The organism is Streptomyces sp. NPDC060064 (assembly GCF_042736455.1).
In the GTDB taxonomy this organism is placed as follows: domain Bacteria; phylum Actinomycetota; class Actinomycetes; order Streptomycetales; family Streptomycetaceae; genus Streptomyces.
In genome coordinates, this window is record NZ_JBHWWF010000038.1 from 22,474 (window position 1) to 48,587 (window position 26,114).

General features: G+C 70.0%; 29 protein-coding genes. 4 read left to right on the forward strand and 25 right to left on the reverse strand.

What is annotated here, in order from left to right; genetic code table 11:
• Positions 1 to 11 precede the first annotated feature (11 nt).
• From ACFWDI_RS33385 to tsaB, 5 genes are all read right to left on the reverse strand, one after another.
• A complete protein-coding gene (locus ACFWDI_RS33385) occupies positions 12 to 368 on the reverse strand; it encodes a YciI family protein (RefSeq protein WP_385309842.1) in 357 nt (118 codons plus the stop codon).
• A 107-nt stretch (positions 369 to 475) separates the two neighbouring features.
• The gene (locus ACFWDI_RS33390) at positions 476 to 730 is read right to left on the reverse strand and encodes a hypothetical protein (protein WP_385309844.1); all 255 of its coding nucleotides are present in this window, start codon (positions 728 to 730) and stop codon (positions 476 to 478) included.
• A gap of 13 nt (positions 731 to 743) precedes the next feature.
• Positions 744 to 1,853, reverse strand: coding sequence for a tRNA (adenosine(37)-N6)-threonylcarbamoyltransferase complex transferase subunit TsaD (gene tsaD, locus ACFWDI_RS33395; RefSeq protein WP_385309846.1), 1,110 nt, complete (start codon positions 1,851 to 1,853; stop codon positions 744 to 746).
• Between the two features lie 15 nt (positions 1,854 to 1,868).
• Entirely contained in the window at positions 1,869 to 2,324 is a 456-nt protein-coding gene (gene rimI, locus ACFWDI_RS33400) for a ribosomal protein S18-alanine N-acetyltransferase (protein ID WP_385309900.1), read from the reverse strand.
• Positions 2,325 to 2,353: 29 nt separating this feature from the next.
• Positions 2,354 to 3,028 (reverse strand): tRNA (adenosine(37)-N6)-threonylcarbamoyltransferase complex dimerization subunit type 1 TsaB, encoded by a 675-nt coding sequence (tsaB, locus tag ACFWDI_RS33405; protein WP_385309848.1) that lies wholly within the window; start codon positions 3,026 to 3,028, stop codon positions 2,354 to 2,356.
• 105 nt (positions 3,029 to 3,133) lie between these two features.
• Here tsaB and ACFWDI_RS33410 point away from each other — a divergent pair, with 105 nt between their 5' ends.
• Positions 3,134 to 3,694: a L,D-transpeptidase gene (locus tag ACFWDI_RS33410; RefSeq protein ID WP_385309850.1), complete on the forward strand. Its 561-nt coding sequence runs from the start codon at positions 3,134 to 3,136 to the stop codon at positions 3,692 to 3,694.
• Positions 3,695 to 3,841: 147 nt separating this feature from the next.
• Here ACFWDI_RS33410 and ACFWDI_RS33415 read toward each other — a convergent pair whose 3' ends face one another.
• From ACFWDI_RS33415 to ACFWDI_RS33450, 8 genes are all read right to left on the reverse strand, one after another.
• The gene (locus ACFWDI_RS33415) at positions 3,842 to 4,024 is read right to left on the reverse strand and encodes a hypothetical protein (protein WP_327325508.1); all 183 of its coding nucleotides are present in this window, start codon (positions 4,022 to 4,024) and stop codon (positions 3,842 to 3,844) included.
• 149 nt (positions 4,025 to 4,173) lie between these two features.
• Complete coding sequence (gene tsaE / locus ACFWDI_RS33420) at positions 4,174 to 4,716, reverse strand: tRNA (adenosine(37)-N6)-threonylcarbamoyltransferase complex ATPase subunit type 1 TsaE (protein ID WP_385309852.1); 543 nt, start codon at positions 4,714 to 4,716, stop codon at positions 4,174 to 4,176.
• Complete coding sequence (locus ACFWDI_RS33425; protein ID WP_385309854.1) at positions 4,688 to 5,914, reverse strand: alpha/beta fold hydrolase; 1,227 nt, start codon at positions 5,912 to 5,914, stop codon at positions 4,688 to 4,690. Before ACFWDI_RS33425 ends, tsaE begins: the two co-directional genes overlap by 29 nt.
• Before the next feature lie 10 nt (positions 5,915 to 5,924).
• Complete coding sequence (gene alr, locus ACFWDI_RS33430; protein WP_385309856.1) at positions 5,925 to 7,082, reverse strand: alanine racemase; 1,158 nt, start codon at positions 7,080 to 7,082, stop codon at positions 5,925 to 5,927.
• Between the two features lie 155 nt (positions 7,083 to 7,237).
• Positions 7,238 to 8,674: an NAD(P)H-hydrate dehydratase gene (locus ACFWDI_RS33435; RefSeq protein ID WP_385309858.1), complete on the reverse strand. Its 1,437-nt coding sequence runs from the start codon at positions 8,672 to 8,674 to the stop codon at positions 7,238 to 7,240.
• A gap of 4 nt (positions 8,675 to 8,678) precedes the next feature.
• The gene (locus tag ACFWDI_RS33440) at positions 8,679 to 9,047 is read right to left on the reverse strand and encodes a holo-ACP synthase (RefSeq protein ID WP_327325503.1); all 369 of its coding nucleotides are present in this window, start codon (positions 9,045 to 9,047) and stop codon (positions 8,679 to 8,681) included.
• On the reverse strand, positions 9,044 to 10,891 hold the full coding sequence (glmS, locus tag ACFWDI_RS33445) for a glutamine--fructose-6-phosphate transaminase (isomerizing) (protein WP_327325502.1): 1,848 nt from the start codon (positions 10,889 to 10,891) through the stop codon (positions 9,044 to 9,046). Before glmS ends, ACFWDI_RS33440 begins: the two co-directional genes overlap by 4 nt.
• 107 nt (positions 10,892 to 10,998) lie before the next feature.
• Positions 10,999 to 12,966 carry an Ig-like domain repeat protein gene (locus ACFWDI_RS33450; RefSeq protein WP_385309860.1) on the reverse strand — a complete coding sequence of 656 codons (1,968 nt, stop codon included), beginning with the start codon at positions 12,964 to 12,966 and terminating at the stop codon, positions 10,999 to 11,001.
• Between the two features lie 235 nt (positions 12,967 to 13,201).
• Here ACFWDI_RS33450 and coaA point away from each other — a divergent pair, with 235 nt between their 5' ends.
• Together coaA and ACFWDI_RS33460 are read left to right on the forward strand one after the other, a co-directional pair.
• The gene (coaA, locus tag ACFWDI_RS33455; protein WP_385309861.1) at positions 13,202 to 14,197 is read left to right on the forward strand and encodes a type I pantothenate kinase; all 996 of its coding nucleotides are present in this window, start codon (positions 13,202 to 13,204) and stop codon (positions 14,195 to 14,197) included.
• A 21-nt stretch (positions 14,198 to 14,218) separates the two neighbouring features.
• On the forward strand, positions 14,219 to 15,166 hold the full coding sequence (locus ACFWDI_RS33460) for a DUF389 domain-containing protein (protein WP_385309863.1): 948 nt from the start codon (positions 14,219 to 14,221) through the stop codon (positions 15,164 to 15,166).
• Between the two features lie 107 nt (positions 15,167 to 15,273).
• Here the strand turns inward: ACFWDI_RS33460 and glmM are convergent, their stop codons facing one another.
• The 4 genes from glmM to ACFWDI_RS33480 all read right to left on the reverse strand — a co-directional run bounded on the left by glmM (position 15,274) and on the right by ACFWDI_RS33480 (position 19,773).
• Positions 15,274 to 16,632, reverse strand: coding sequence for a phosphoglucosamine mutase (glmM, locus tag ACFWDI_RS33465; protein ID WP_385309865.1), 1,359 nt, complete (start codon positions 16,630 to 16,632; stop codon positions 15,274 to 15,276).
• A 145-nt stretch (positions 16,633 to 16,777) separates the two neighbouring features.
• A complete protein-coding gene (rpsI, locus tag ACFWDI_RS33470; RefSeq protein WP_362678348.1) occupies positions 16,778 to 17,305 on the reverse strand; it encodes a 30S ribosomal protein S9 in 528 nt (175 codons plus the stop codon).
• A 44-nt stretch (positions 17,306 to 17,349) separates the two neighbouring features.
• Positions 17,350 to 17,793 carry a 50S ribosomal protein L13 gene (rplM, locus tag ACFWDI_RS33475; protein ID WP_005313471.1) on the reverse strand — a complete coding sequence of 148 codons (444 nt, stop codon included), beginning with the start codon at positions 17,791 to 17,793 and terminating at the stop codon, positions 17,350 to 17,352.
• A gap of 357 nt (positions 17,794 to 18,150) precedes the next feature.
• A complete protein-coding gene (locus tag ACFWDI_RS33480; protein WP_385309867.1) occupies positions 18,151 to 19,773 on the reverse strand; it encodes an ABC-F family ATP-binding cassette domain-containing protein in 1,623 nt (540 codons plus the stop codon).
• Positions 19,774 to 19,828: 55 nt separating this feature from the next.
• Between ACFWDI_RS33480 and ACFWDI_RS33485 the strand changes: the two genes are divergently transcribed.
• Entirely contained in the window at positions 19,829 to 20,827 is a 999-nt protein-coding gene (locus ACFWDI_RS33485; RefSeq protein WP_385309869.1) for a hypothetical protein, read from the forward strand.
• On the opposite strand, the gene truA is transcribed toward ACFWDI_RS33485, so the two are convergent.
• The 8 genes from truA to map all read right to left on the reverse strand — a co-directional run bounded on the left by truA (position 20,795) and on the right by map (position 26,026).
• On the reverse strand, positions 20,795 to 21,673 hold the full coding sequence (gene truA / locus ACFWDI_RS33490; protein WP_385309871.1) for a tRNA pseudouridine(38-40) synthase TruA: 879 nt from the start codon (positions 21,671 to 21,673) through the stop codon (positions 20,795 to 20,797). The two genes, ACFWDI_RS33485 and truA, sit on opposite strands and share 33 nt — an antisense overlap.
• A gap of 74 nt (positions 21,674 to 21,747) precedes the next feature.
• Positions 21,748 to 22,230 (reverse strand): 50S ribosomal protein L17, encoded by a 483-nt coding sequence (gene rplQ / locus ACFWDI_RS33495; protein ID WP_385309873.1) that lies wholly within the window; start codon positions 22,228 to 22,230, stop codon positions 21,748 to 21,750.
• A 185-nt stretch (positions 22,231 to 22,415) separates the two neighbouring features.
• Positions 22,416 to 23,438 (reverse strand): DNA-directed RNA polymerase subunit alpha, encoded by a 1,023-nt coding sequence (locus tag ACFWDI_RS33500; protein ID WP_003956430.1) that lies wholly within the window; start codon positions 23,436 to 23,438, stop codon positions 22,416 to 22,418.
• A gap of 131 nt (positions 23,439 to 23,569) precedes the next feature.
• Complete coding sequence (rpsK, locus tag ACFWDI_RS33505; protein ID WP_003956432.1) at positions 23,570 to 23,974, reverse strand: 30S ribosomal protein S11; 405 nt, start codon at positions 23,972 to 23,974, stop codon at positions 23,570 to 23,572.
• A gap of 103 nt (positions 23,975 to 24,077) precedes the next feature.
• On the reverse strand, positions 24,078 to 24,458 hold the full coding sequence (gene rpsM / locus ACFWDI_RS33510) for a 30S ribosomal protein S13 (RefSeq protein WP_307661669.1): 381 nt from the start codon (positions 24,456 to 24,458) through the stop codon (positions 24,078 to 24,080).
• Positions 24,459 to 24,647: 189 nt separating this feature from the next.
• Positions 24,648 to 24,761: a 50S ribosomal protein L36 gene (rpmJ, locus tag ACFWDI_RS33515; RefSeq protein ID WP_003956441.1), complete on the reverse strand. Its 114-nt coding sequence runs from the start codon at positions 24,759 to 24,761 to the stop codon at positions 24,648 to 24,650.
• A 60-nt stretch (positions 24,762 to 24,821) separates the two neighbouring features.
• Positions 24,822 to 25,043: a translation initiation factor IF-1 gene (gene infA, locus ACFWDI_RS33520; protein ID WP_003956442.1), complete on the reverse strand. Its 222-nt coding sequence runs from the start codon at positions 25,041 to 25,043 to the stop codon at positions 24,822 to 24,824.
• Positions 25,044 to 25,183: 140 nt separating this feature from the next.
• Entirely contained in the window at positions 25,184 to 26,026 is an 843-nt protein-coding gene (gene map, locus ACFWDI_RS33525; protein ID WP_327325492.1) for a type I methionyl aminopeptidase, read from the reverse strand.
• Positions 26,027 to 26,114 lie beyond the last annotated feature (88 nt).

A 26,114-nucleotide genomic window follows, 5' to 3' on the forward strand; every position in this document is an offset into this window, starting at 1 on the left:
CGGCAAACAGCTCAGCCCTCGGCGATCTCGCGGAGCTCGCAGGTGACGTTCCAGTTCTCCGGGTGAATCTCCAGGAAGCGCTTGGTCCATTCAAGGGCCTCGGCCTTGTCCTTGCACTGCATGAGGGCGTAGCCGCCGACGACTTCCTTGCTCTCGGTGAAGGGCCCGTCGGTGTACGACACCTTGCCGTTCGACCAGGACACCCGGGTGCCCTCGGCGGTCGGGGTGAGACCGGCCGTATCCAGCATGACGCCGGCCTTGGTGATCTCCTCGAGCAGCTTGCCCATGCGCTCGTTGAAGTCCTCGGGGAAGTCCTCCCCGGACATCTCGTTCTCGTTGATACGGACCATCGACAGGTAGCGCGGCATTGCGACTCCTCGGGTCGGGAGGGCGGGGCCGTTCCCCGCCTCTCACCCATGCGTCGAACGGGAGACGGCCGGATCGACATCGTCACCGGAATTCTTCCGAGGAATTCTCAGCCGAGCGACTCGAAGCGCCAGCGGTGCACCGGCCGTGTGATCAAGTCAGCCGTCGGCTCCGGCAGTTCCGGCAGCTCGGCGCCCACGTCGGACCCCTCCCACCAGGTGATCACCAGCACCCGGTCCTGCGGGGCGCGGAAGGTCTCACGGCGCAGCGGCTCGTGCGCCAGCTCCTGGGCCCGCGCCCATTCGAGCAGCTCCGCGCCCCGGCCCTGAACCGCCCGGGCCTCCCACATCAGCGCGACCGTCATGAGTACCCGACCGTCATGAGTAGAGGTTGTCCTTGCTGATCTCGTGCACATGGTCATGCGTATGCCCATGCGTAGGCATCCGGCCCGGCACATGCGGATCCGTCACCGGCAGCGAAGAGTCCGCCGACAGCTCCCAGTCCGAGGCCGGCCTGCCCCGCGCCACCATCTCCGCGCCCAGCGCCGCCACCATCGCACCGTTGTCCGTGCACAGCCCCGGCCGCGGCACCCGCAGCCGGATCCCCGCCCGCTCGCACCGCTCCAGCGCCAGCGCCCGCAGCCGCGAGTTGGCGGCCACACCTCCGCCGATCATCAGGTGGTCCACACCCTGGTCCTTGCAGGCGCGCACCGCCTTGCGGGTCAGCACATCCACGACCGCCTCCTGGAAGGACGCCGCCACATCCCGTACCGGCACCTCCTCGCCGGCCGCCCGCCTGGCCTCGACCCAGCGGGCCACCGAGGTCTTGAGTCCCGAGAAGGAGAAGTCGTACGCCGGGTCGCGCGAGCCGGACAGCCCGCGCGGGAACGCGATCGCGGCCGGGTCGCCCTCCTTCGCCAGCCGGTCGATCACCGGACCGCCGGGGAAGCCGAGGTTCAGCACCCGAGCGATCTTGTCGAAGGCTTCGCCGGCCGCGTCGTCGATCGTCGCGCCCATCGGCCGTACATCGCTGGTGATGTCCGGCGCGAGCAGCAGCGAGGAGTGGCCGCCGGAGACCAGCAGCGCCATCGTCGGCTCGGGCAGCGGGCCGTGCTCCAGCTGGTCGACGCAGATGTGCGAGGCCAGGTGGTTCACCCCGTACAGCGGCTTGTTCAGCGCATACGCGTACGCCTTCGCCGCGGAGACTCCGACCAGCAGCGCGCCCGCCAGGCCGGGACCGGCCGTCACCGCGATGCCGTCGAGGTCGCGCGCCGAGACGCCCGCCTCCTTCAGCGCGCGCTCCACGGTCGGCACCATCGCCTCGAGGTGCGCGCGCGAGGCGATCTCCGGGACCACACCGCCGAAGCGGGCATGCGTGTCCACGCTCGACGCGACGGCGTCCGCGAGCAGGGTCGTACCGCGGACGATGCCGACGCCGGTCTCGTCGCAGGAGGTCTCGATGCCGAGTACGAGCGGTTCGTCAGCCATCAGTCAGTCCAGCCATCAGTGAGTCTCTGTTCCTTGTACGTGGAGCCGCATGACGAGGGCGTCGATATTGCCGGGCTGGTAATAGCCGCGGCGGAATCCGATGGGCTCGAAGCCGAAGCGCTCGTACAGCTTCTGGGCCCTGGTGTTGTCCACGCGCACTTCGAGGAGCACCTCGTCGCACTCGAAGGCGGTGGCGTGCTGCAGCAGGTCGGTGAGGAGCCGGGAGCCGAGGCCCGTGCCCCACTGGCCGCGGGCGACGGCGATGGTCTGTACGTCTCCGAGCCCGCCGACCGCGGCCAGCCCGGCGTACCCGACGATCTCCCCGTCCTCCTCGGCGACCACATAGCGGCGGGTGGCCTGCGGGCCGCGCGCATGCGCGAGCTCGGACCAGAACATCCCCGGCGACCAGGCGTCCTCCGGAAAGAGCGCATGCTCGAGCGCGAGCACCGGCTCCAGGTCCCACCAGCGCATCTCACGCAGCACAGCGGTCGCTCGGGCGGTCACTTCGGCGTGACCACCTTGTAGTTCTTGGGTACCTGTGCGTCGGGCCTGCGCAGATAGAGCGGCTTCGGCGGCAGGCCCCCCTGGTTCTGGAAGAACTCGGTCTCACCGGCGGCCAGCTTCTCGGCGGCCAGCGCGGCGAGCGCTCCGGCCGAGACGTGCTCGGGCGCGCGGGCGTCCGGGAAGGTGTCGGGGTAGAGCAGCGCACCGGCGCCGACGGTGGGCAGGCCCGCGACCTGCTCCGCGATATCGGCGGGCCGGTCGACGGCGGGTTCGCCCACTCGCTTGCGGGAGGAGTCGTACCGGGCCCAGTAGACCTCCTTGCGGCGCGCGTCCGTCGCGACCACAAAGGGCTCGTCGAGGCCCGACGCGTACGCCAGCCCGTCCAGCGTGCACAACCCGTACACCGGCACCCCGAGCGCCGAGCCGAGGGTCGTGGCGGTGACCAGGCCGACGCGCAGTCCGGTGTACGGGCCGGGTCCGACCCCGACCACCAGACCGGTGACGGCGTCGAGTTTCACCCCGGCCTCGGCGAGGACGCGGTCTACGGCGGGCAGCAGCAGCTCCCCGTGCCGGCGCGCGTCGACGCGACTGGACTCGGCGACGACGGAGCTGCCGTCGTGGAGGGCGGCGGTGACGGCGGGCGTGGCGGTATCAACGGCGAGCAGGAGCACGCAAACAGCCTACGGCTCCGGAGACCGGGCACGGTGCCCCGTCGGACAGGGTGCCTGCTGCTAACGTCACCACGGATACGTACGTACGAAAGGTGGGCCGGCACGGTGGCACGGAGCAGCTCGGGACTGGTGGCCGGGCTCACAGCGGCCGCTCTGGCCGTCGTCGGCTTCCTCGCCTACCAGGCGTCGGCAACCGCTCCCGACCGTCCGGGCAAGCCGAGCAACCCGAGTGCGGTCCCGTCCGCGCAGGCCTCCGGCGGCCCCAAGCAGAAGCCCAGGAACCCGCTGACGGTGCCGGCGAAGTCGGGCGTGGGCGTGCGCGTCGTGTACTCGCTGGGCGACCGGCGGGTGTGGCTGGTGGGCGAGAAGGCGCAGCTGAGGCGGACCTTCCAGGTCATGCCGTCGACGGTGAGCCCGCAGCCCGGTGTGTACCCGGTGACCTCGCGGTCGGGGACGGTGCCCGGCTCGGACGGGGTGCCGATCGAGCATGTGGTGCGGTTCGCGAGCGTCGGCGGTGTGCCGATCGGTTTCAGCGCGGCGCGGGACGGGTCGATGGCGAGCCCGGACCCGGAGAAGAAGACCGGCGGTGTACGGATGAAGCGGGCGGACGGCGACGCGCTGTGGAAGTTCGCGGCGATCGGCACGAGGGTCGTCGTCGTTCCCTAGCCGTCGTTCCCCAGCCGGCCGTCGTTCCCCAGCCGTCGTTCTCCAGCTCCCACGGCTACCCCGGGCTCCCGTAGCTCCCCGAAATCGCGCGGACCCGACGGGTCGTCCCGAAGCTCTCGCAGCCCTGACGAATATCGCCCGTATGAATTACGCCGCGTCGCGGCGCGGGGCACGCTCCTCGGCGAGGCGTTCCTCACGGGGCGGTGTGGAGACCGCGCTGGCCGCCGCGCACGACGCCAGCAGATCACTCATCGACAGGGCCGACGGCTTCAGCGTCGCCGGCTGTGCCGACTGCTGCCGTGGCAGCGATTCGCGCTCGGATGCCGGCATGGACGCCTCCTGGGTCTCCGGGAGCAGGCGTGGTTAGGTAGACCTAACCAGGTCTCCTTACCATGTGACCACGCGCGGCAGGGCCCGCGCAACACTTTGCCGACGTCTTGTCGGAACGACCAACCTTTCGGGCTCAGCCCGGCGGGGCGTCAGCCGGCCAGGAGAGCCGGATCCACCTGGGCCCAGCGCGCGCCGTACCCGGTCAGGGTGACCTCGCGGCGGTCGTCGTCCGTGTCGCCCACGACCCGGTGGATCAGCACATGCAGCCGGTCCTCCGTGAGGTCCTCGACCTTGCCGTCGCCCCACTCCACGACCACCACCGACTCCGGCAGCGAGACATCGAGATCGAGGTCCTCCATCTCGTCGAGGCCGCCACCCAGCCGGTACGCGTCCACATGGACCAGGGCCGGGCCGCCGGTCAGCGAGGGGTGGACTCGCGAGATGACGAAGGTCGGGGACGTGACGGCGCCACGGACCCCGAGGCCCTCCCCCAGACCGCGGGTCAGCGTCGTCTTGCCCGCCCCGAGCTCACCCGTGAGCATCACCAGATCGCCGGGGCGCAGCAGTTTCGCGAGCCTGCGCCCCAGCTCCTGCATCTGCTCGGGCGATTCAACGGCAAGGCGGGCGGTGACGGTGACGTTGGCGGTGATGGCGGCGGTGGTCTCAGCCGCCGGGCTGTGCGGTGCTTCCATACGGGCCAACGTTAGCCGCTGCCGGAACCGCCCCGACCCGGGCCAGCAGGTCCGCAAGCCGGTCGGTGACGACCTCCGGGTGCTCCAGCATCACCAGATGCCCGCCGTCCGGCACGATCACCAGCTCCGAGTCCGGCAGCAGGTCCGCGATCGCCTCGCTGTGCGAGCTCGGCGTGACCAGGTCCTTGTCACCGGCCAGGACCAGCACCGGCACCTCGAGGAAGACGGCGAGCGCCTCGGCCTTGTCGTGCTCCACGAACGCCGGATAGAACTCCGCGACCACATCGATCGGGGTCGACTCGATGAGCCGCTCCGCGAACCGCGCCACCGCCGGGTCCACGTCCTTGGACGAGAAGGAGTACCGCTTGATGAGGCCGGCGAAGAGATCGGCGGTGGCCCGGCGGCCCCGCTCGACCAGTTCGGCCTGCGAGCCGAGGGCCTTGAGCACACCGGGCAGCACCCGCCGTACCACGTTCACGCCCGCGACCGGCAGCCCGTAGTTGACCTCGCCGAGCTTTCCGCACGAGGTGCCGACGAAGGCGACGCCGACGACCCGCTCCCGTACCAGCTCAGGAAAGTGGTCGGCGAGCGCCATGATCGTCATGCCGCCCATGGAGTGGCCGACCAGTACCAACGGGCCCTCGGGCGCGGCCGCGTCGATGACCGCCTTGAGGTCGCGGCCCAGCTGGTCGATGGAGACCGGCACGCCGTCCGGGCCGGCCTGCGCCGCGCCGCGGGCCGAACGACCGTGGCTGCGCTGGTCCCAGTGGACCGTACGCACCAGACCGCGCAGCGCGGCCCGCTGGAAGTGCCAGGAGTCCTGGCTCAGACAGTAGCCATGGCTGAAGATCACGGTGACCGGCGCCGGCGCCTTGCGGCCGAAGAGCCGGCGCCGGCGCGGGCCGCCCGCCTCCGGGTCCACCTCGTCGGCCTCGTAGTAGAGCTCCGTGCCGTCGTCGGCGAGCGCCTTGCCCGGCAGGCCGCGCAGTGAGCCGTACGGCCCGGACGCGTCCAGCGCCAGCCGCGCCTTCTGGCGCATACCGCGGCCGACTGTCATCCGCTCGATCGCCACGCCCGCCGCCGCACCGGCCGCGATCACACCTATCGCGGCGCCGGCGATGCCCGCCCGGCGCCAGTTGCCCGTCGTGGCAGCCGTCGCCGCGGCCGCCACGGCGTCCCCCGTGCTGCTCTCGCTCACCGTGCCGCTCCTACTCGTCGGAGTCCTCGTTCAGATAGACGCGCGGAACCCTCGTTCCGATGCGGGTGACGATCTCGTATGCGATGGTGTCCGCCGCCTCCGCCCAGTCCTCGGCGGTCGGCTCGCCCCGGTCGCCCGGTCCGAACAGCAGCGCTTGTGCCCCTTCCGCGACCGAGCCGCCGTCCGGGCCGAGGTCGACCACGAACTGGTCCATCGCCACCCGGCCCGCGACCCGGTGCCACTCGCCGCCGACCAGCACCGGGCCGCGGCCCGAGGCATGGCGCGGAATGCCGTCCGCGTAACCGAGGGGAATCAGGCCGAGCGTCGTCTCGCGCGTCGTGACGTAGTGATGCCCGTAGCTGACGCCGTGCCCGGCCGGTACCTGCTTGACCAGCGCCACGGACGCGGCGAGCGTCATCACGGGCCGCAGCCCGAGGTCCGCGGGCGTGCCCAGCTCGGGGCTGGGCGAGACGCCGTACATCGCGATGCCGGTCCGAACGAGATCGAAGTGCGCTTCCGGGACGGTCAGTGTCGCCGGGGAGTTGGCCATGTGCCGGACCTCGGGCTCGAGGCCCGCCTTCTCGGCGTACGCCACCACCTCGCGGAACACGTCCAGTTGCGCGGCGATCGACGGGTGTCCCGGCTCGTCGGCGCAGGCGAAGTGCGACCAGAGACCGGTGACCTTGACGGTGCCCTCGGCCTCGGCGGCGAGCGCGGCCGCGACCAGCTCGGGCCAGTCGGCGGGCTGACAGCCATTGCGCCCCAGGCCGGTGTCGGCCTTGAGCTGGATACGGGCCGTACGCCCGGCCTCCCGGGCCGCCGCGGTGACTTCGCGCAGCGCCCACAGGGCGCTCACCGACATGTCGAGATCGGCCTCGACGCCTTCGCGCCAGGGGTCGCCCGGCGTCCACAGCCAGCACATCACCCGCCCTTGGATGCCGGCGGCGCGCAGCGCGAGGGCCTCATGGGGCGTGGCGGTGCCGAGCCAGGTGGCGCCGGCCTCCAGCGCCGCCCTGGCGCAGGGCACCATGCCGTGTCCGTACGCGTCCGACTTCACCACGGCCATCAGGGCAGCGCGGGGCGCGCGGGCGCGCAGCGCGCGCACATTGGCGCGCAGGGCCGCGAGGTCGATCTCGGCGCGGGCTCGGAGGGGCAGTGTCGTGCTCATCGCGCCCAGTGTCTCAGAGCCGTACGACAACACTCGTACCACCAGGGGCGCAACCAGCGGCGGCTGCGTCACACAGGCGCGTCAGGCAGGCGCGTCGGGCAGTCGTGTCACACCGGCGCGCCACGCCCGCATCACGCCCCCATCACGCCCGCCCGTCAGTCGTGCACGTCGCGCCAGGCGGCCGGGAGCGCCGCCGCCACCTCGTACGCCGTGATCGGCGTGCCCCGGGACGCCGCATGGCGGGCAGCCAGCCCGTGCAGATACGCGGCGGCCGACCCCGCGTCCCGCGCGTCGAGCCCCGCGGCCATCAGCGAGCCGGCGAGGCCGGAGAGCACATCGCCGCTGCCTGCCGTGGCCAGCCATGGCGTGCCCATCGGATTGACCCGGACCGGGGATCGGCCGTCGTCCGGCGCGGCAACCAGTGTCGTCGAGCCCTTGAGCAGCACCGTCGCTCCATAGCGCGAGGCCAGCTCCCGTACGGAGGCCAGCCGCGCCGACTCCACCTCCTCGCGCGCCACGCCGAGCAGCGCGGCCGCCTCCCCGGCGTGCGGGGTCAGCAGCGTGGGCGCGCCGCGGTCCCGTACCGCCGCCGCGTCCAGCAGCCGCAGCCCGTCCGCGTCGACCAGCACGGGGACGTCGGAGTCCAGGACTTCGCCCACCACGTCGGCGTCGTCACCGATCCCCGGCCCGACGACCCACGCCTGGACCCGTCCCGCCTTCGCGGGCGGCCCCCTGTGCACCAGGGTCTCCGGGAAGCGGGCGATCACCGCGTCGGCCGCGGGCCCGACATACCGCACGGCCCCGGATCCGCCGCGCAGCGCACCCGCCACCGAGAGCACCGCCGCGCCCGGATAGCGCGCGGACCCGGCGACGACACCGACGACACCCCGCCGGTACTTGTCGCTCTTCGCGGCCGGCGCCGGCAACAGCCATGCCACATCCTCGTGTTGGAGCGCCTCGAGATCGGGCACGGACGGCAGATGGTCCTCGAGCCCGATGCCGACGAGCCGCACCGTCCCTGCGTACTCCCGCGCCGGGTCGATGAGCAGCCCCGGTTTGTACGTACCGAAGGTCACCGTCGCATCCGCGTGCAGGGCCTCGCCCCGCACCTCACCGGTGTCCGCCTCGACGCCGCTCGGCAGGTCGACGGCGACCACGGCGGCGTTGGACCCGCGCGCCGCCCGCACCACCGGCACCGTGTCGGGACGCAGCCCGCCGCGCCCACCGATCCCGGTGACGCCGTCCATGACCAGGTCCGCGACGGCCAGTACCTCGAAGGGGTCGTCCGCGACCCGTCCGCCGGCGCCGAGGAGGGCCGCGAGGCCGCCCTCGTGTGCGCGGGCCCCCAGCAGCACCGCCGCGACCCCGGCCCCGCGGCGGGCCAGCCGGGCCCCCGCGTACAGCGCGTCGCCGCCGTTGTCCCCGCTCCCGACGAGCAGGACGACCCGCGCCCCGTACACCCGGCCCAGCAGAGCGGCGCAGGCGGCGGCCAGTCCGGCGGCCGCGCGCTGCATGAGCGCGCCTTCCGGCAGCCGCGCCATCAGCTCGGCCTCGGCGGCCCGTACGGTCTCCACGCTGTAAGCGGTACGCATACGGTCAACCCTCCGCGATCACCACGGCCGACGCCACTCCCGCGTCATGGCTCAGCGAGACATGCCACGACCGCACACCGAGTTCCGCCGCCCGTGCCGCGACCGTCCCGCGCACCCGCAGCCGCGGCTGCCCGCTGTCCTCGACGTACACCTCGGCGTCCGTCCAGTGCAGCCCGCCGGGCGCGCCGAGCGCCTTGGCGACCGCCTCCTTGGCGGCGAACCGTGCCGCCAAAGAGGCGTAGCCGCGCTGTTCACCGCTCGGCAGCAACAACTCCCGGTCCAGGAACACTCGTCCGGCCATCCCCGGTGTACGCCGCATCGACGCGGCGAAGCGCTCGATCTCGGCAACGTCGATCCCCACCCCGATGATCACTCCACTGTCACCGACTTCGCGAGATTCCTCGGCTGGTCGACCTCGTTGCCGCGCGCCGTCGCCAGTTCGCACGCGAAGACCTGCAGCGGCACGGTCGCGACCAGCGGCTGCAGCAGCGTCGGTGTCGCCGGGATCCGGATGAGATGGTCCGCGTACGGCACGACCGTCTCGTCCCCCTCCTCCGCGATCACGATCGTCCGCGCTCCGCGTGCCCGGATCTCCTGGATGTTCGAGACGATTTTGTCGTGCAGTACGGAGCGTCCGCGCGGCGACGGCACGACGACCACCACCGGCAGATCCTCCTCGATCAGCGCGATCGGCCCGTGCTTGAGCTCACCCGCCGCGAACCCCTCCGCGTGCATGTACGCCAGCTCCTTGAGCTTCAGCGCGCCCTCCAGCGCCACCGGATAGCCCACATGCCGGCCCAGGAACAGCACGGTGTTCTTGTCCGCGAGCGAACGCGCCAGCGCCCGCACCGGCTCCATGGTCTCCAGGACCCGCTCGACCTCGCCGGAGATCTGGGCCAAGTCCCGGACGACGGCCCGGATTTCGTCACCCCATTTGGTGCCGCGCACCTGCCCCAGATACAGCGCCACCAGATAGCAGGCCACCAGCTGCGTCAGAAACGCCTTGGTCGACGCGACGGCGACCTCGGGCCCCGCGTGCGTGTACAGCACGGCGTCCGACTCCCGCGGGATCGTCGAGCCGTTCGTATTGCAGATGGCCAGCACCTTCGCGCCCTGCTCGCGCGCGTGCCGCAGCGCCATCAGGGTGTCCATGGTCTCGCCGGACTGCGAGATCGCGATCACCAGCGTCCGCTGGTCCAAAATCGGGTCCCGGTAGCGGAACTCGCTGGCCAGCTCGACCTCGCACGGGATGCGCGTCCAGTGCTCGATGGCGTACTTGGCGATCATCCCGGCGTGGAAGGCGGTGCCGCAGGCGACGATGACGACCTTGTCGGCCTCCCGCAGCACGGACACCGGAATCCGCACCTCGTCGAGGCTGAGCGAGCCCTCCGCGTCGATCCGGCCGAGCAGGGTGTCGGCGACCGCCTTCGGCTGCTCGGCGATCTCCTTGAGCATGAAGTAGTCGTATCCCCCCTTCTCCGCTGCCGAGACGTCCCAGTCCACGTGGTACGACCGCACCTGAGCGGGCGCCCCGTCGAAGTCCGTCACCGTCACGCCGTCCCGACGCAGCTCCACCACCTGGTCCTGGCCCAGCTCGATGGCGGACCGCGTATGCGCGATGAAGGCGGCCACATCGGAGGCGAGGAAGGACTCGCCCTCGCCGACACCCACCACCAGCGGGGAGTTGCGCCGGGCGCCCACCACCACGTCCGGCTCGTCCGCGTGCACCGCGACCAGCGTGAAGGCGCCCTCCAGCTGTCGGCACACCTGGCGCATGGACTCCGCCAGGTCCCCGCACGACGAGAAGGACTCGGCGAGCAGATGTGCCACGACCTCGGTGTCGGTCTCCGACGTCAGCTCGTGGCCGCGCGTCTCCAACTCGGCCCGCAGAGCGGCGAAGTTCTCGATGATGCCGTTGTGCACAACGGCGACGCGCCCCGCATTGTCCAGATGGGGATGGGCATTGGTGTCGGTCGGGCCGCCGTGCGTGGCCCACCGGGTGTGCCCGATGCCGGTGAACCCGCTCGGAAGCGGCCGGTCCACCAGCTCCTTCTCCAGATTGACGAGCTTGCCCGCCTTCTTCGCCGCGGCGAGACCGCCGTCGGCGAGTACCGCCACACCGGCCGAGTCGTAGCCCCGGTACTCGAGCCGCTTGAGGCCCGCGATGACCACATCAAGCGCCGACTGTCCGCCGACGTACCCCACGATTCCGCACATGTCGGCAGCCTACGGCGGCACACCCGGATTCCGGGACATGGCGTCAGCCGGAGCGGCCCCCGCACGCGCGCGGGGGCCGCTCTCCTGCCGAGTGGGCGTCGCCGGGTCTAGTTGGAGAAGTAGATGTACTTCCAGGCCCCGTGGGTCGTGTAGTTCGCGCTGTCGCCGGAGGAGCCGTCGATGTAGGAGGAGCGCATCCGGGCGCGGATGCCGGACTCGCCCGGTGCCTCGAGGCTGACGGCGGACTTCCCGTTGGTGCCCAGGGCGAAGTACTGGGAGCCCGCGGCCTGCCACTTGCCCTGGTAGTACACCTGGAGCTGGAACAGCTGCTTGCGACCCTTGTAGTAGCTCATCGTCGTGGTGAAGACCGGTGCGGTCTTCTTGTGGAAGTAGTAGTAGGTCGTGGAGCCGATCCTGCCCGTCTTGTAGTGCTTGGAGACGGAGGTGGAGACGTTCACCCTGGCGTACGCGGTCGACTTCACTGTCTTCGGCGCGTAGCGGGCGTCGCCCGCGAAGACGGCGGTGACGGTGGTGTCGCGGGTCATGTCCACGGTGACCGACAGGTTGCCGCCGGAGTTGACCGTGCCCTTCTTGATGAGCCTCTTCGGTGTGTCGCCGTAGGGGTCGGACCAGATCTCGACGACACGGTTCTTGTACGTGGTGCCGAGGCGGGCGGTGAAGGACACGTCGGCGCCGTACGCGTGGACGCCGCCGTTGCGGTTCAGGGTGAGGGAGCTCACGGCCCGGGCGATGTCCACCGAGGCGGACGAGGTCGCCGCGGCGTGCGTCGCGTCACCCGCGTACGTGACCTTGTAGGTGGCCTTGCCGCCGGCGGACGGCGTGTCCGTGAAGGAGAAGCTGCCGTCGGACTTCGTTGTGACGGAGGGCAGCGCCTTGCCGTTCGGGGACTCGATGTCCGTACGGGTCACCTTGAGGGATTCGCCCACCGGGGGCGCCGACTTCGAGGTCAGCTTCCCGGTGACGGTGAGCTTCGTGCCCCGGGTGCCCTTGGCGGGAGCCGACACCTTCAGGGTGGGGAGCTCCTTGGTGGGGTCGGTCAGCGCGCGCAGGCTGAACGTGCCGTAGCTGTTCTCCGACACCGCGAACACCCGGCTGCGGTCCGGCGCCCAGGCCAGCGCGCCGTCGACCAGGGTGTCGCCGCCGCTGCTGTTGCCGGTGTTGGGGAACTCGTACTCACGCGTCGGCGCGGGGTCGCCCGGCCGGTGGATGTGAACGTCGGGCTCGTACCAGGAGGAACTGCCGCCCGCGACGGTGCCGTCGGGCGCGACGGCCACGGCGTTCGGGTAGGCGTCGGTCGGGTACCTGCCGACCTGCTTGAGGTCGGAGGTGGAGTACGCGGGGAGCCCGTACCCGACGCCGCTGCCGTCCCAGGACGTGAGCACCTGCTGCCCGTCGGGCGTCAGATCCAGCTGCCTCACGGCGGTGTCCATGCTGCCGGAGACGCGCAGCGCGGCCCCGTCGGCCGAGACGTCGTACACGGCGAGCGTGCTGCCCCACCCCGCCACCAGGACGCCCGGCGCCGACGGGTCGGCGCCGAGGAGCGGCGCGGTTCCGAAGCCGACGCCCCCGTTCTGCGCGAGCTTGACGACGGGCTCGGCGCCGGAGATGTCGAGCGATCCGAGGCCCCCGCCGTAGCCGAACCACAGACGGCCGTCCACGGCCTCCAGAGTGGTCGGGGAATCGGCGCCGTTCAGCTGGTAGCTCGCCGTCTGCGTGTATGTCTGCGTCTCCACCGAGACGATCCGGTCGTCGCCCTTGACGGCCGCGTACACCTGGCCGGAGTCGGCGGACAGGGCGAGGCCGCTGACACCGGGCAGCCCGGTGACCGTCGCCTTGACGCTGCCCTCGTAGTCCGTGACCACGATCTTTCCGCCACTCGGGTCGGAGACGTAGACCCGCTGGTGGACGCCGTCCACAACGAGGTCGCCGACCGACTTCACCGACAGGATTTTGCTGGAGTCCGCCGCGGCCGACCCCGCCGAAGCCGCGACCAGCGCGGCCGAGCTGAAGAGGACCGCGAGCGCCGTCGCGGTCGAGATGCTGCGCGTACGCACAGTGATGTGTACCCCCACGAAAGAAACCCGGTGATGGCCGGGTGACAAGAGAAGGCCGCACGACACCCCCGTGCGCCGCCCCTGAGGCGCGGTGCGCGGCCAATGCACGCAGGCTATGTCATGGCACTGACACTTGAGGCCTGGTTTCCGCCGCGATGTCCTTGATCCCACGCCCCCGATCCCACGTGACCGACTCCACCCCCCACTGATCCGCCCTAGCCACGACAATGTTCAGGTGATCTCTTCGCCGCCACGAAGCGCCCACCGCCGGGCCGAACCAGCGTCGACGCCCTACGTCGACCTCACCCGCGCGGAGTGGAGCGCCCTGCGCGACAGAACCCCGCTCCCCCTCACCGCCGAGGAAGTCGAAAAGCTGCGCGGACTGGGCGATGTCATCGACCTGGACGAGGTACGGGACGTCTACCTCCCGCTGTCCCGTCTGCTCAATCTGTACGTACAGGCCACGGCCGGTCTCCGCGGCGCGCTCAACACCTTCCTCGGTGACGCCGGCAACGGCCACGGCGAGCAGCACGGCACGCCCTTCGTCATAGGAGTCGCGGGCTCCGTCGCGGTCGGCAAGTCCACCGTCGCCCGTGTCCTCCAGGCGATGCTGGCCCGCTGGCCGGAGCATCCGCGGGTCGAGCTGGTCACCACCGACGGCTTCCTCTACCCCATGGAGGAGCTCAAGCGGCGCGGCCTGATGTCGCGGAAAGGTTTCCCCGAGTCGTACGACCGCCGGGCCCTGACCCGTTTCGTCGCCGACATCAAGGCCGGCAAGGAAGAGGTCACCGCGCCGGTCTACTCCCACCTGATCTACGACATCGTGCCGGACGAGCGCCTCACCGTCCGCCGCCCCGACATCCTGATCGTCGAGGGCCTCAATGTCCTCCAGCCGGCCCTGCCCGGCCAGGACGGCCGCACCCGGGTCGGCCTCGCCGACTACTTCGACTTCAGCGTGTACGTCGACGCGCGCCCCGAGGACATCGAGACCTGGTACCTCAACCGCTTCCGCAAACTGCGCGAGACGGCGTTCCAGAACCCCTTCTCGTACTTCAGGAAGTACACCCAGGTCTCCGAGGACGAGGCCCTGGACTACGCCCGTACGATGTGGCGCACCATCAACAAGCCCAATCTGCTGGAGAACGTGGCACCGACGCGCGGCCGCGCCACGCTGGTGCTGCGCAAGGGCCCCGACCACAAGGTCCAGCGCCTGTCCCTCCGCAAACTCTGAGGACTCCGAGGAGCCCAGCGCGTGCTGCATCTGCGCCTGATCACCCCCGCCGACCGGACCGCCGAAGTCGTCCGGCTCATCGAGCGGACGGTCGGCACGACGCACCTCGCGGTCGTTCCCGGCGCCGCCCGCAATCCCCAGGGGGACCTGGTGCTGTGCGACGTGGCCCGGGAGGCGGGCGACGAACTGATCAACGGACTGCGGGCGCTCGGCATCGACGAGTCCGGCTCGATCGCCGTCGAGAACATCGACCTGTCACTGTCCAGGCGGGCGGACAAGGCCGAGGAAGAGGCTCCGGGCGAGGGTGCGGACGCGGTGCTCTGGGAGCACCTGACGGACGCGACGCACGAGGAGTCGACGCTCAGCTTCACGTACATCACGTTCCTGGCGCTGGCGACGATGATCGCGGCGTGCGGTGTGGTGCTGGACAACGCGATCCTGATCGTGGGCGCGATGGCGGTGGGCCCGGAGTTCGGCCCGCTGGCCGGCTTGTGCACGGCGCTGGTCCAGCGCGCCCCGCGGCTGGCGTGGCGCTCCCTCCTGGCACTGATCGCGGGCTTCGCCGTGGCGATGCTGGTGACAGTGGCCTTCAGCTACTTCATGGACTGGGTGAACCTCTTCGAGGCGGCGAAGCTGCAGGCGGAACGACCCAACACGAACTTCATCTACCGCCCGGACTGGTTCTCGTTCGTCGTCGCGGTGCTGGCAGGCGCGGCGGGCATGCTGTCGCTGACGTCGGCCAAGTCGGGCGCGCTGGTGGGCGTGGCGATCTCGGTCACGACGGTCCCGGCGGCGGCGAACGCGGCGGTGGCGTTCAGCTACCAGGACTACCGGCAGGCGTGGGGCTCCGCGGAGCAGCTGCTGCTGAATCTGCTGGGCATCGTGCTGGCGGGGACGTTGACGCTGCTGCTCCAGAAGTACCTGTGGGCGAAGCAGCGGCAGCGGGCGGCGGCAAAGTCCCTGCTGTAGAAACGCGATACGCCGCGCGGCCCCGTGGGGACCGAGCGGCGTATCGACGATTTCTGAGGTCGACGATTTCTGAGGTCGGCGACTTCTGAGGTCGGCGACTTCTGAGGTCAGCCCAGCGCGGACTTGACGACGTCGGCGAGACGGCCGGCCACCGACCGGGCCTGCTCGATGTCGGCGGCCTCGACCATCACCCGTACCAGCGGTTCCGTGCCCGACGGGCGCAGCAGTACGCGACCGGTGGCACCCAGCTCGTGCTCCGCCTCGGCGACGGCGGTCGCCAGCTCCGCGGAGGTCTTCACCCGCGACTTGTCGACGTCGGGCACATTGATGAGCACCTGCGGCAGCCGCTGCACGACCGAGGCCAGTTCGGCCAGCGAACGGCCCGTCGCGACGACGCGGGCCGCCAGCATCAGGCCCGTGAGCGTGCCGTCGCCGGTCGTCGCGTGGTCGAGCACGATCACGTGACCGGACTGCTCGCCGCCCAGCGCGTACCCCTCGGCCTTCATCGACTCCAGGACGTACCGGTCGCCGACCGCGGTCTGCACCAGCTGCACACCCTCGCGCTCCATCGCCAGCTTGAAGCCGAGGTTGGACATGACGGTGGCGACGACGGTGTCCCCGCGCAGCGTTCCGGCCTCGCGCATGGCGAGCGCCAGCACAGCGAGGATCTGGTCGCCGTCGATCTCCTGGCCGGCGCCGTCCACGGCGAGGCAGCGGTCCGCGTCACCGTCGTGCGCGATGCCGAAGGCCGCGCCGTGCTCGACGACGGCCGCCTTCAGCAGCCCCAGGTGCGTGGAACCGCACCCGTCGTTGATGTTGAGCCCGTCCGGCTCGGCGCCGATCGTGATGACCTCGGCCCCGGCCCGCGCGAACGCCTCGGGCGAGACACGGGAGGCCGCGCCGTGCGCCTCGTCGAGGACGACCTTCAGCCCGTCGAGCCGGTTCGGCAGTACGGCGATCAGATGCGCGATGTACTTGTCGAAGCCCTCGTCGTAGTCGGTCACCCGGCCGACACCGGCGCCGGTCGGCCGCTCCCACGGCGCGCCGGTCCGGTGCTGCTCGTACACCGTCTCGATACGGTCCTCGAGTTCGTCGGCCAGCTTGTGCCCGCCGCGGGCGAAGAACTTGATGCCGTTGTCCGGCATGGCGTTGTGGCTCGCGGAGAGCATCACACCGAGGTCGGCACCCAGCACACCGGTGAGGTACGCCACGGCAGGGGTCGGCAGCACACCGACGCGCAGGACGTCCACGCCCGCGCTCGCAAGACCCGCCACGACGGCGGCCTCCAGGAACTCGCCCGAAGCACGGGGGTCACGCCCGACCACCGCTGTCGGCCGATGGCCTGCGAATGTGCCCGCCTCGGCAAGCACATGCGCCGCAGCGACCGACAGGCCGAGCGCGAGCTCAGCCGTCAGATCCGCGTTGGCGACACCGCGCACACCGTCCGTGCCGAAGAGTCGTCCCACAGCTGTCCTCCGAAATGCTCCGAAAATGCAAGCCTCTGAGCGCCATAGCCCGTTATACGCCCGAGGTGGTCCATGAACGAACGCCGCCCCGGCAGCACTGAGTGCCGCCGGGGCGAACGAAAAGCCGTACAGGCCAGCGTGCGATTTAGCGCTTGCTGTACTGCGGGGCCTTGCGGGCCTTCTTGAGACCGGCCTTCTTGCGCTCGACCGCACGGTCGTCGCGGCTCAGGAAGCCGGCCTTCTTCAGCGGGGCGCGGTTGTTGTCCACGTCCGCCTCGTTCAGGGCGCGGGCCACACCGAGGCGCAGGGCGCCGGCCTGACCGGAGACGCCGCCACCCGAGATACGGGCGATGACGTCGTAGCGGTTGTCGAGCTCGAGCACCTTGAAGGGCTCGTTGACTTCCTGCTGGTGCACCTTGTTGGGGAAGTACTCCTCAAGGGTGCGACCGTTGATCTTCCACTTGCCGGTGCCCGGAACGATCCGGACGCGGGCAATGGCGTTCTTGCGACGGCCCAGGCCGGCAGCCGGCTGGGGGTCGCCGAAGCGGGACGCCAGCGACTCGCTGGTGTACTCGCCCTCGACGGGAACCTCCGACTCGAAGGTGGTCACCTCGGCGAAGGTCTCTTCAGCCTCGGTGCCCTCGACGGGGGTCTCTGCAGTGGTCTCGGCCACGATTCTCCTCAGATCTTTCTGTACGTCTTAGGGGGTGGCCGGAACTACTGCGCGACCTGGGTGATCTCGAACGGGACCGGCTGCTGAGCAGCGTGCGGGTGCTGGTCGCCCGCGTAGATCTTCAGCTTCGAGAGCATCTGACGACCCAGGGTGTTCTTGGGGATCATGCCCTTGATGGCCTTCTCCACAGCCTTCTCCGGGCTCTTGGCAAGCAGCTCGTCGTAGCGGACGGAGCGCAGACCACCCGGGTACCCGGAGTGGCGGTACGCCATCTTCTGGGTCTTCTTGTTGCCGGAGAGGTGAACCTTCTCGGCGTTGATGATGATGACGAAGTCGCCCATGTCCATGTGGGGGGCGTAAGTCGGCTTGTGCTTGCCCCGGAGGAGGTTCGCTGCCGTAGTCGCCAGACGGCCCAGGACAATGTCCTGCGCGTCGATGATGTGCCACTGGCGCGTGACATCGCCGGGCTTGGGGCTGTACGTACGCACGGTCGTAGCCTTCGCTTCTTCAGTGAGTGGGTCCTGACAGGGCCACCCGGACGATCACGACAGCCATGGCGGCACCTCGGGGACGCAACCCGTGTGCCTGCCGCTGGTCATCGGCCCGGCGGACCGGCGTAAGGGCCTCTCACGTGAGAATGAACAAGCCAATACGCATAACGAACCAGAAGAATACCCGCGGTCCCCCGCCCGGGTCAAAATGGCCCTGCGACCGGGACCGCAGCCCCCATGCTACGCCCGGGTAGGTGCGCATGGCCCGCTGTACGCCCGGTCGGCGCGACGCGCCCGGACCGCGCCCCAGCCCGACCGCTCCCCGGCCCCACCGCTCCCCCGGACCTCACCACGTCACCGCACCCGCTCCACCCTCCGCTCGTCCCATACCGGCTCCGCCGTCTCACGCACCACCCCGTCCGACCCGAACACCAGATACCGGTCGAACGACTTCGCGAACCACCTGTCGTGCGTGACGGCCAGCACCGTCCCCTCGTACGCCTCCAGCCCCTCCTGAAGCGCCTCCGCCGATTCCAGGTCCAGGTTGTCCGTCGGCTCGTCCAGCAGCAGCGCCGTCGTGCCGGCCAGCTCCAGCAGCAGGATCTGGAAGCGCGCCTGCTGTCCGCCCGACAGCTTTTCGAAGGGCTGGTCCCCCTGCCGCTCCAGCTCGTACCGCCGCAGGACCGACATCGCCCCGCCCCGGTCCTTCGCATGCTCGGTCCACAGAATGTCGACCAGCGTCCGCCCCAGCAGCTCCGGATGCGCATGCGTCTGCGCGAAGTGCCCGGGCACCACCCGCGCGCCCAGCTTCCACGCCCCCGTGTGCGCCACCGAGGCGTCCCCCGCCAGCAGCCGCAGGAAGTGCGACTTGCCCGAGCCGTTCGAGCCGAGCACCGCCACCCGCTCCCCGTAGAAGACCTCCAGGTCGAACGGCTTCATCAGCCCGGAAAGCTCGAGCCCGGCACAGGTCAGCGCCCGCACACCGGTCCGCCCGCCCCGCAGCCGCATCCGGATCTCCTGCTCGCGCGGCGGCTCCGGCGGCGGTCCCGCGTCCTCGAACTTCTTGAAGCGGGTCTGCATCGCCCGGTAGCGCGACGCCATGTCGGGGCTGATCGCCGCCTGGTTCCGCAGCCGCAGCACCAGTGCCTTCAGCCGCGCATGCTCCTCGTCCCAGCGCCGCTTCAGCTCCTCGAAGCGCGCGAACCGCTCCTTGCGGGCCTCGTGGTACGTACCGAAGCCGCCGCCGTGCACCCACACGTCCGACCCCGCCGGACTCGGCTCCACACTCACGATCCGCTCCGCCGCCCGGGACAGCAGCTCCCGGTCGTGCGAGACGAAGAGGACCGTCTTACGGGTCTCCTTCAGCCGCTCCTCCAGCCACCGCTTCCCGGGGACGTCCAGATAGTTGTCCGGCTCGTCGAGCAGCAGCACCTCGTCAGGACCCCGCAGCAGCGCCTCGAGCACCAGCCGCTTCTGCTCGCCCCCGCTCAGCGTCTTCAGCTCGCGGAACTGCGCCTTCTCGTACGGGACGCCCAGCGCCGCCATCGTGCACATGTCCCAGACGGTCTCGGCCTCGTACCCCCGCGCCTCCGCCCAGTCGCTCAGCGCCTGCGCGTACTTCATCTGCGCGGCCTCGTCGTCGACCGTCATGATCAGATGCTCCGCGGCATCCACCTCGGAAGCCGCTTCCCTGATCCGCGGCTGGGCCACCGACACCAGCAGATCCCGCACGGTCCGCTCGTCCCGTACCGATCCGACGAACTGCGGCATCACTCCCAGCCCGCCGCTGACCGACACCGTCCCGCCGTGCGGCTGCAGCTCCCCCGCCATCATCCGCAGCAGTGTCGTCTTGCCGGCGCCATTGGCACCCACGAGGGCCACCACCGCGCCCTCCCCCACCCGGAACGAGGCGTCGCCGAGGAGCACCCGTCCGTCCGGTAGGTAGTACTCCAGATGCGCGGCCTCAAGATGTCCCATGCTCCGATTCTCGCCGCCGCCACCGCCCTCGCCCAACAGGTTTAGGATGCGCGGCATGAGCTTTGGGCAGGGGGGACCTCAGTGGAGCCCCGGTGGACAGAACCAGTTCCCGTCCGGGAGACAGGGCCAGGACCCGTACGGGGAACAGAATCAGGACCCGTACGGCGGGCAGCGCCAGGACCCGTACAACCCCCTTCCGGCGCCACCGGATCCGTTCGGCCTGCGGGCAAGCGCGGCGGCGGACACGCCGGACTGGGCCGCGCTCGCCACCGCCTCCGCCGCACGCACCCGCCGCAGGCGGTGGCTTCTGATCGGCGGTGGCGCGCTCGCGACCGCCGCGATCGCCGGCATCGTGGCGACCGCGATCGTCTCGTCCAACAGTGACGACAACACCGGGGCCGCGGACAAGAACGCGAGCGAACTGCCCGCGCCTGCCGACCTGCCCAACGACACCACCCAGCCCGAGCCGTCCTTCTCCTCGGTGGCCCCGCTGCCCCCGCCGAACCCGAAGGACTTCATCTCCGACAAGAAGAAGGACACCGCGCCGCTCAGCGCCGACACCCTCTTCCCGGGCAAGAAGCTGACGATGGGCGACCGCGCCTACACCAAGGGCGCCACGGCCCGCACCGGCAACTGCGGCTCCGTCACCACCGGCGCGCTCGGCGGGATCCTCGAGAACAACAACTGCGAGCAGGTCTTCCGCGCCACGTACAGCGCCAACGGCATCGCGGTCACCGTCGGCGTGGCCACCTTCGAGAACGAGGCGAAGGCCAAGAAGGCCGTACAGCAGGCCCAGGGCAGCATCGCGCCGCTGCCCGGCTCCGACGTCCCCGCCTTCTGCAAGGGCGGCCCGGTCTGCCGGTCCACGTACAACTCCTACGGCCGGTACGCCTACTTCACCACCACCGGCTACACCAAGGCCAAGTCCGTCACCAAGGGCGACGCCAAGGCCTTCCAGATCGGTGACGACCTGGCGGAGTTCACCTTCCGTCAGATCGTCCGCCGCGGTGAGGCCCAGGCCTCAGCAGCAGCCACCGCTCCCGCCGGACAGTGAACCGGGCAGGGTCCGCTTGTTGCGGGCCTCCCGGTTCCGGGCGGCCAGCAACTCGTCGGCGGGGTAGCCGACTTCCTCGAGCGTGAGGCCGTGCGGCCGTACGACATGGACTGCCGAGTCCCGTACGCCCGCGGCCAGCACCTTCGCGGGCCACTCCACCGGCCGGTGCCCGTCGCCCACGAACAGCAGCGCGCCGACCAGCGAACGCACCATGTTGTGGCAGAAGGCGTCCGCCCGCACGGTCGCGGTGATGATCCCGGCCGCGTCCCGCTCCCACCGCAGCGTCTGCAGCGTACGAATGGTCGTGGCGCCCTCACGCTTCTTGCAGTACGCCGCGAAGTCGTGCTCCCCGACCAGCCCGGCCGCCGCGGCGTTCATCGCCGCCACGTCCAACGGCCAGTCGTGCCACAGCACATGACCGCGCAACAGCGGATCCACGCCTCCGGGGTTGTCGGTCACCCGGTACGCGTACCGCCGCCAGATCGCCGAGAAGCGCGCGTTGAACCCGGCAGGCGCCTCGGCCACACTCCAGATCCGCACATCCCGCGAGAGCCGCCCGGCCAGCCGCTTCAGCAGCTTCTCCCGGTGCTCGTCCCACACGCCCTGCGGCAGATCGACATGCGCGACCTGCCCCCGCGCGTGCACACCCGCGTCCGTGCGGCCCGCGACGGTCAGTTCGTACGTCGTCGAGGACCGCGTCACCGTACGCAGCGCGTCCTCGATCTCCCCCTGGACCGTCCGCAGGCCACGGCCACTGGGCTGCTTGGCCCAGCCGGAGAAGTCCTTGCCGTCGTACGACAGGTCCAGCCTCACCCGTACGTATCCGGGCTCCACCTCATCGCTCACGCGCTGATCCTCTCAATGCGGAACGGGCCCGCACCCCCGAAGGGATACGGGCCCGTCCGTCAGCCTCAGAACGCTCAGGCGTCCTTGGACTCCTCCGCCGGAGCGGCGTCCTCGACGACCTCGTCCTTCTTGAGGGCGTCTTCCTTGACCGCGCGCTTGGCAGCGGCCTCGGCCTCGGCAACGGTCGCCTTCTTCGCGATCTCACCCTCGACCAGCTCGATCACAGCCATCGGGGCGTTGTCGCCACGACGGCCGCCGATCTTGGTGATACGGGTGTAGCCACCCGGGCGCTCGGCGTACCGCGGAGCGATCTCGGTGAAGAGCGTGTGCACGATGCCCTTGTCCGTGATCGTCTGCAGGACCAGGCGACGGTTGTGGATGTCGCCCTTCTTCGCCTTGGTGATCAGGCGCTCGGCGACCGGACGCAGGCGGCGGGCCTTGGCCTCGGTCGTGGTGATGCGGCCGTGCTCGAAGAGCGACTTCGCGAGGTTCGCAAGAAGCAGCTTCTCGTGCGCAGCGCTGCCGCCCAGACGGGCACCCTTGGCGGGCTTCGGCATGGTGTTTCTCCTTGTGTGCTGCACCGGCCGTATCAGGTACCGGTGTCAGTTCCCGCGAGGCGGCCGCCCAGCGGAAGTCGGAATCACGCGCGAACGGCACCCTGCGGCCCGTCCGGCGTTTGAGGACAAGTCCTCAGCCCCGGCGCGGGCACCCGGGAAAACCCGGGCACCCCGCCGGAGGTGGATCAGTACTGCTCGGTCTCCACGAAGCCCGCGTCCGCGTCGTCGTCGGCGCCGAAGGCGTCGGCGGCAGCGGTCGGGTCGAATCCGGGCGGGCTGTCCTTGAGCGCCAGGCCCATGCCGGCCAGCTTCGCCTTGACCTCGTCGATCGACTTCGCACCGAAGTTGCGGATGTCGAGCAGGTCCGCCTCGGAACGCGCCACGAGCTCACCCACGGAGTGGATGCCCTCGCGCTTGAGGCAGTTGTACGAGCGAACCGTGAGCTCGAGCTCCTCGATCGGCAGCGCCAGATCGGCGGCGAGCGCGGCGTCCGTCGGGGACGGACCCATGTCGATGCCCTCGGCGTCGATGTTGAGCTCGCGCGCCAGACCGAACAGCTCGACCAGGGTCTTACCGGCCGAAGCCATGGCGTCACGCGGACGCATGGCCTGCTTGGTCTCGACGTCGACGATCAGCTTGTCGAAGTCGGTGCGCTGCTCGACACGGGTCGCCTCGACCTTGTACGTGACCTTGAGCACCGGCGAGTAGATGGAGTCGACCGGGATACGGCCGATCTCCTGGCCCACCTGCTTGTTCTGCACGGCGGAGACATAGCCGCGACCGCGCTCGACGGTCAGCTCCATCTCCAGCTTGCCCTTGCCGTTCAGCGTGGCGAGGACCAGGTCGGGGTTGTGCACCTCGACACCGGCCGGCGGGGCGATGTCAGCAGCGGTGACCAGGCCGGGACCCTGCTTGCGCAGGTACATCACGACCGGCTCGTCGTGCTCCGAGGAGACGACCAGCTGCTTGATGTTCAGGATGAGGTCGGTGACGTCCTCCTTGACGCCCGGCACGGTGGTGAACTCGTGCAGGACACCGTCGATCCGGATGCTGGTGACAGCAGCGCCGGGGATCGAGGAGAGGAGCGTACGGCGAAGGGAGTTACCGAGCGTGTAGCCGAAGCCCGGCTCCAGCGGCTCGATGACGAACCGGGAGCGGTACTCGTCGACGACCTCTTCGGTCAGCGACGGACGCTGAGCGATAAGCATGGGAAATGCCTCCAGTCTTGGCACCCACTATTTGATGCCAACAGAAACAAGGGTACGGGCGGTACGGCACCTGAGCGCCGTACCGCCCGCAAACCATCCCTATTCCCCCGGTGAAGGGGGCAGGGACAGGGTCAGACGCGGCGGCGCTTCGGGGGGCGGCAGCCGTTGTGCGGGGTGGGGGTGACGTCCTGGATCGAACCGACCTCGAGGCCCGTGGCCTGGAGGGAGCGGATCGCGGTCTCACGGCCGGAGCCGGGACCCTTGACGAAGACGTCAACCTTGCGCATGCCGTGCTCCTGCGCGCGGCGGGCGGCCGACTCGGCGGCCATCTGCGCGGCGAAGGGGGTGGACTTGCGCGAGCCCTTGAAGCCGACGTGGCCGGCGGAGGCCCAGGAGATCACGTTGCCCGAGGGGTCGGTGATCGAAACGATGGTGTTGTTGAACGTGCTCTTGATGTGGGCGTGCCCGTGAGCGACGTTCTTCTTTTCCTTGCGGCGCACCTTCTTGGCAGCGCCCTGACGACCCTTGGGGGGCATCTATAACTCCTACGGGAGGTGGTCGGTCCTACAGCGAAGACCGCTTGATGTGCGGGGGTCCGGGGGTCGCCCCCGGAAAGACCGCAGTGCGTCCGGCTGAGGACTACTTCTTGCCCGGCTTCTTCTTGCCGGCGATCGCGCGACGCGGGCCCTTGCGGGTACGAGCGTTCGTGCTGGTGCGCTGACCGTGGACCGGCAGGCCACGGCGGTGCCGCAGACCCTGGTAGCAGCCGATCTCGATCTTGCGGCGAATGTCGGCCTGGACCTCGCGACGGAGGTCACCCTCGGTCTTGAGGTTGGCGTCCACGTACTCGCGGAGCTTGACCAGGTCCTCTTCGGGCAGGTCACGAACGCGGGTGTTGGGGTCGACACCGGTGGCCGCAAGGGCTTCCTTGGACCGGGTACGCCCGATACCGAAGACGTAGGTGAGGGCGATCTCAACGCGCTTCTCGCGCGGGAGGTCAACGCCGGAAAGGCGTGCCATTCATGGCTCCTGTTGATTTCGGAGGTCTTCCGCAGAGCCGTTCCGTGGCCGCCGACCCGAGAAAGGAGGGTGGTACGGACCAGGTCCCCGGCCTCCGCCGGAGGTATCGCCAGCCCTAGGGCCAGGCGGGCTCTGCGTATGTACGTTTTACGTGCGTCGCGCGAAGAACTGCGAGGTGCAGGTCGTGCTTCAGCCCTGGCGCTGCTTGTGGCGCAGGTTGTCGCAGATGACCATGACCCGGCCGTGACGGCGGATCACCTTGCACTTGTCGCAGATCTTCTTGACGCTCGGCTTGACCTTCATGGGGTGAGGTTCTCCGGGTCAGTGCCACCCACCCACGCCGAAGCGGGGTGCGGGCAAGATCTACTTGTATCGGTAGACGATCCGGCCACGCGTCAGGTCGTACGGAGACAGCTCCACGACAACCCGGTCGTCCGGGAGGATACGGATGTAGTGCATCCGCATCTTGCCGGAGATGTGCGCGAGGACCTTGTGACCGTTCTGGAGTTCCACCTTGAACATGGCGTTCGGGAGGGACTCGATCACGGTGCCCTCAATTTCGATGGCACCTTGCTTCTTGGCCACGCTTCGCCTTTCGAATCGGCTACCTTGATCGACTCGCGCTACCGTATGCAGACACACGGATACACGAGAGCCGACGCATCAGTCTACGACAGGCCACTCGAAAAGACGAATCCGGCAAGTTTGCCCATCCACGGAGATCCTTAAGCCGAGGCAAGAGGGTCGGGAGCGGCCGTGATTCCCAGCTCCGCCAGCTTCGCCCGGCCGCAGTCCGGCGCCGTCAGCACCAGCGGGCCCTCCTCGGTCAGCGCGATCGAGTGCTCCCAGTGCGAGGACCAGGTGCCGTCCGTCGTGATGACGGTCCAGTCGTCCTGCAGGACCTCGGTGTGCGGGGTGCCGAGCGAGACCATCGGCTCGATCGCCAGGCAGAAGCCGGGGACCAGCTTGGGGCCGCGGCCGCGCTTCTTCGAGACGTAGTTCAGCAGATGCGGATCCATGTGCATCTCGGTGCCGATGCCGTGGCCGCCGTACTCCTCGATGATCCCGTACTTGCCGGTCGCGGGACGCGGCTGACGGCGGATGTACGTCTCGATGGCGCGGGAGACGTCGATCAGCCGGTTGCCGTTCTTCATCGCGGCGATGCCGGCCCACATCGACTCCTCGGTGACCCGGGAGAGCTCGATCAGCTCCGGCGCATGGCCGGTGCCGACGAAGGCGGTGTACGCGGCGTCACCGTGCCAGCCGTCGATGATCGCGCCGGCGTCGATGGAGATGATGTCGCCGTCCTTGAGGACGGTCTTCTCGTCCGGGATGCCGTGGACGACAACCTCGTTGACCGAGGTGCAGATCGTCGCGGGGAACCCGCCGTACCCCAGAAAGTTGGACTTCGCACCATGGTCGGCGATCACCTTGCGGGCGACCTCGTCCAGATCCTTGGTGGTGGCGCCCGGCACCGCTGCCTCACGGGTGGCCGCGTGGATGGCGGCGACGACCAGCCCCGCCTCACGCATCTTCGCGATCTGCTCGGGGGTCTTGATCTGCACCATTGCGGCAGGCGCCTTTCTGGGTCGACTCGGTAAAAGGGCTATTCAACAGTACGGCCGCGGCGCCCTGAGGACACCGCGGCCGTATTTG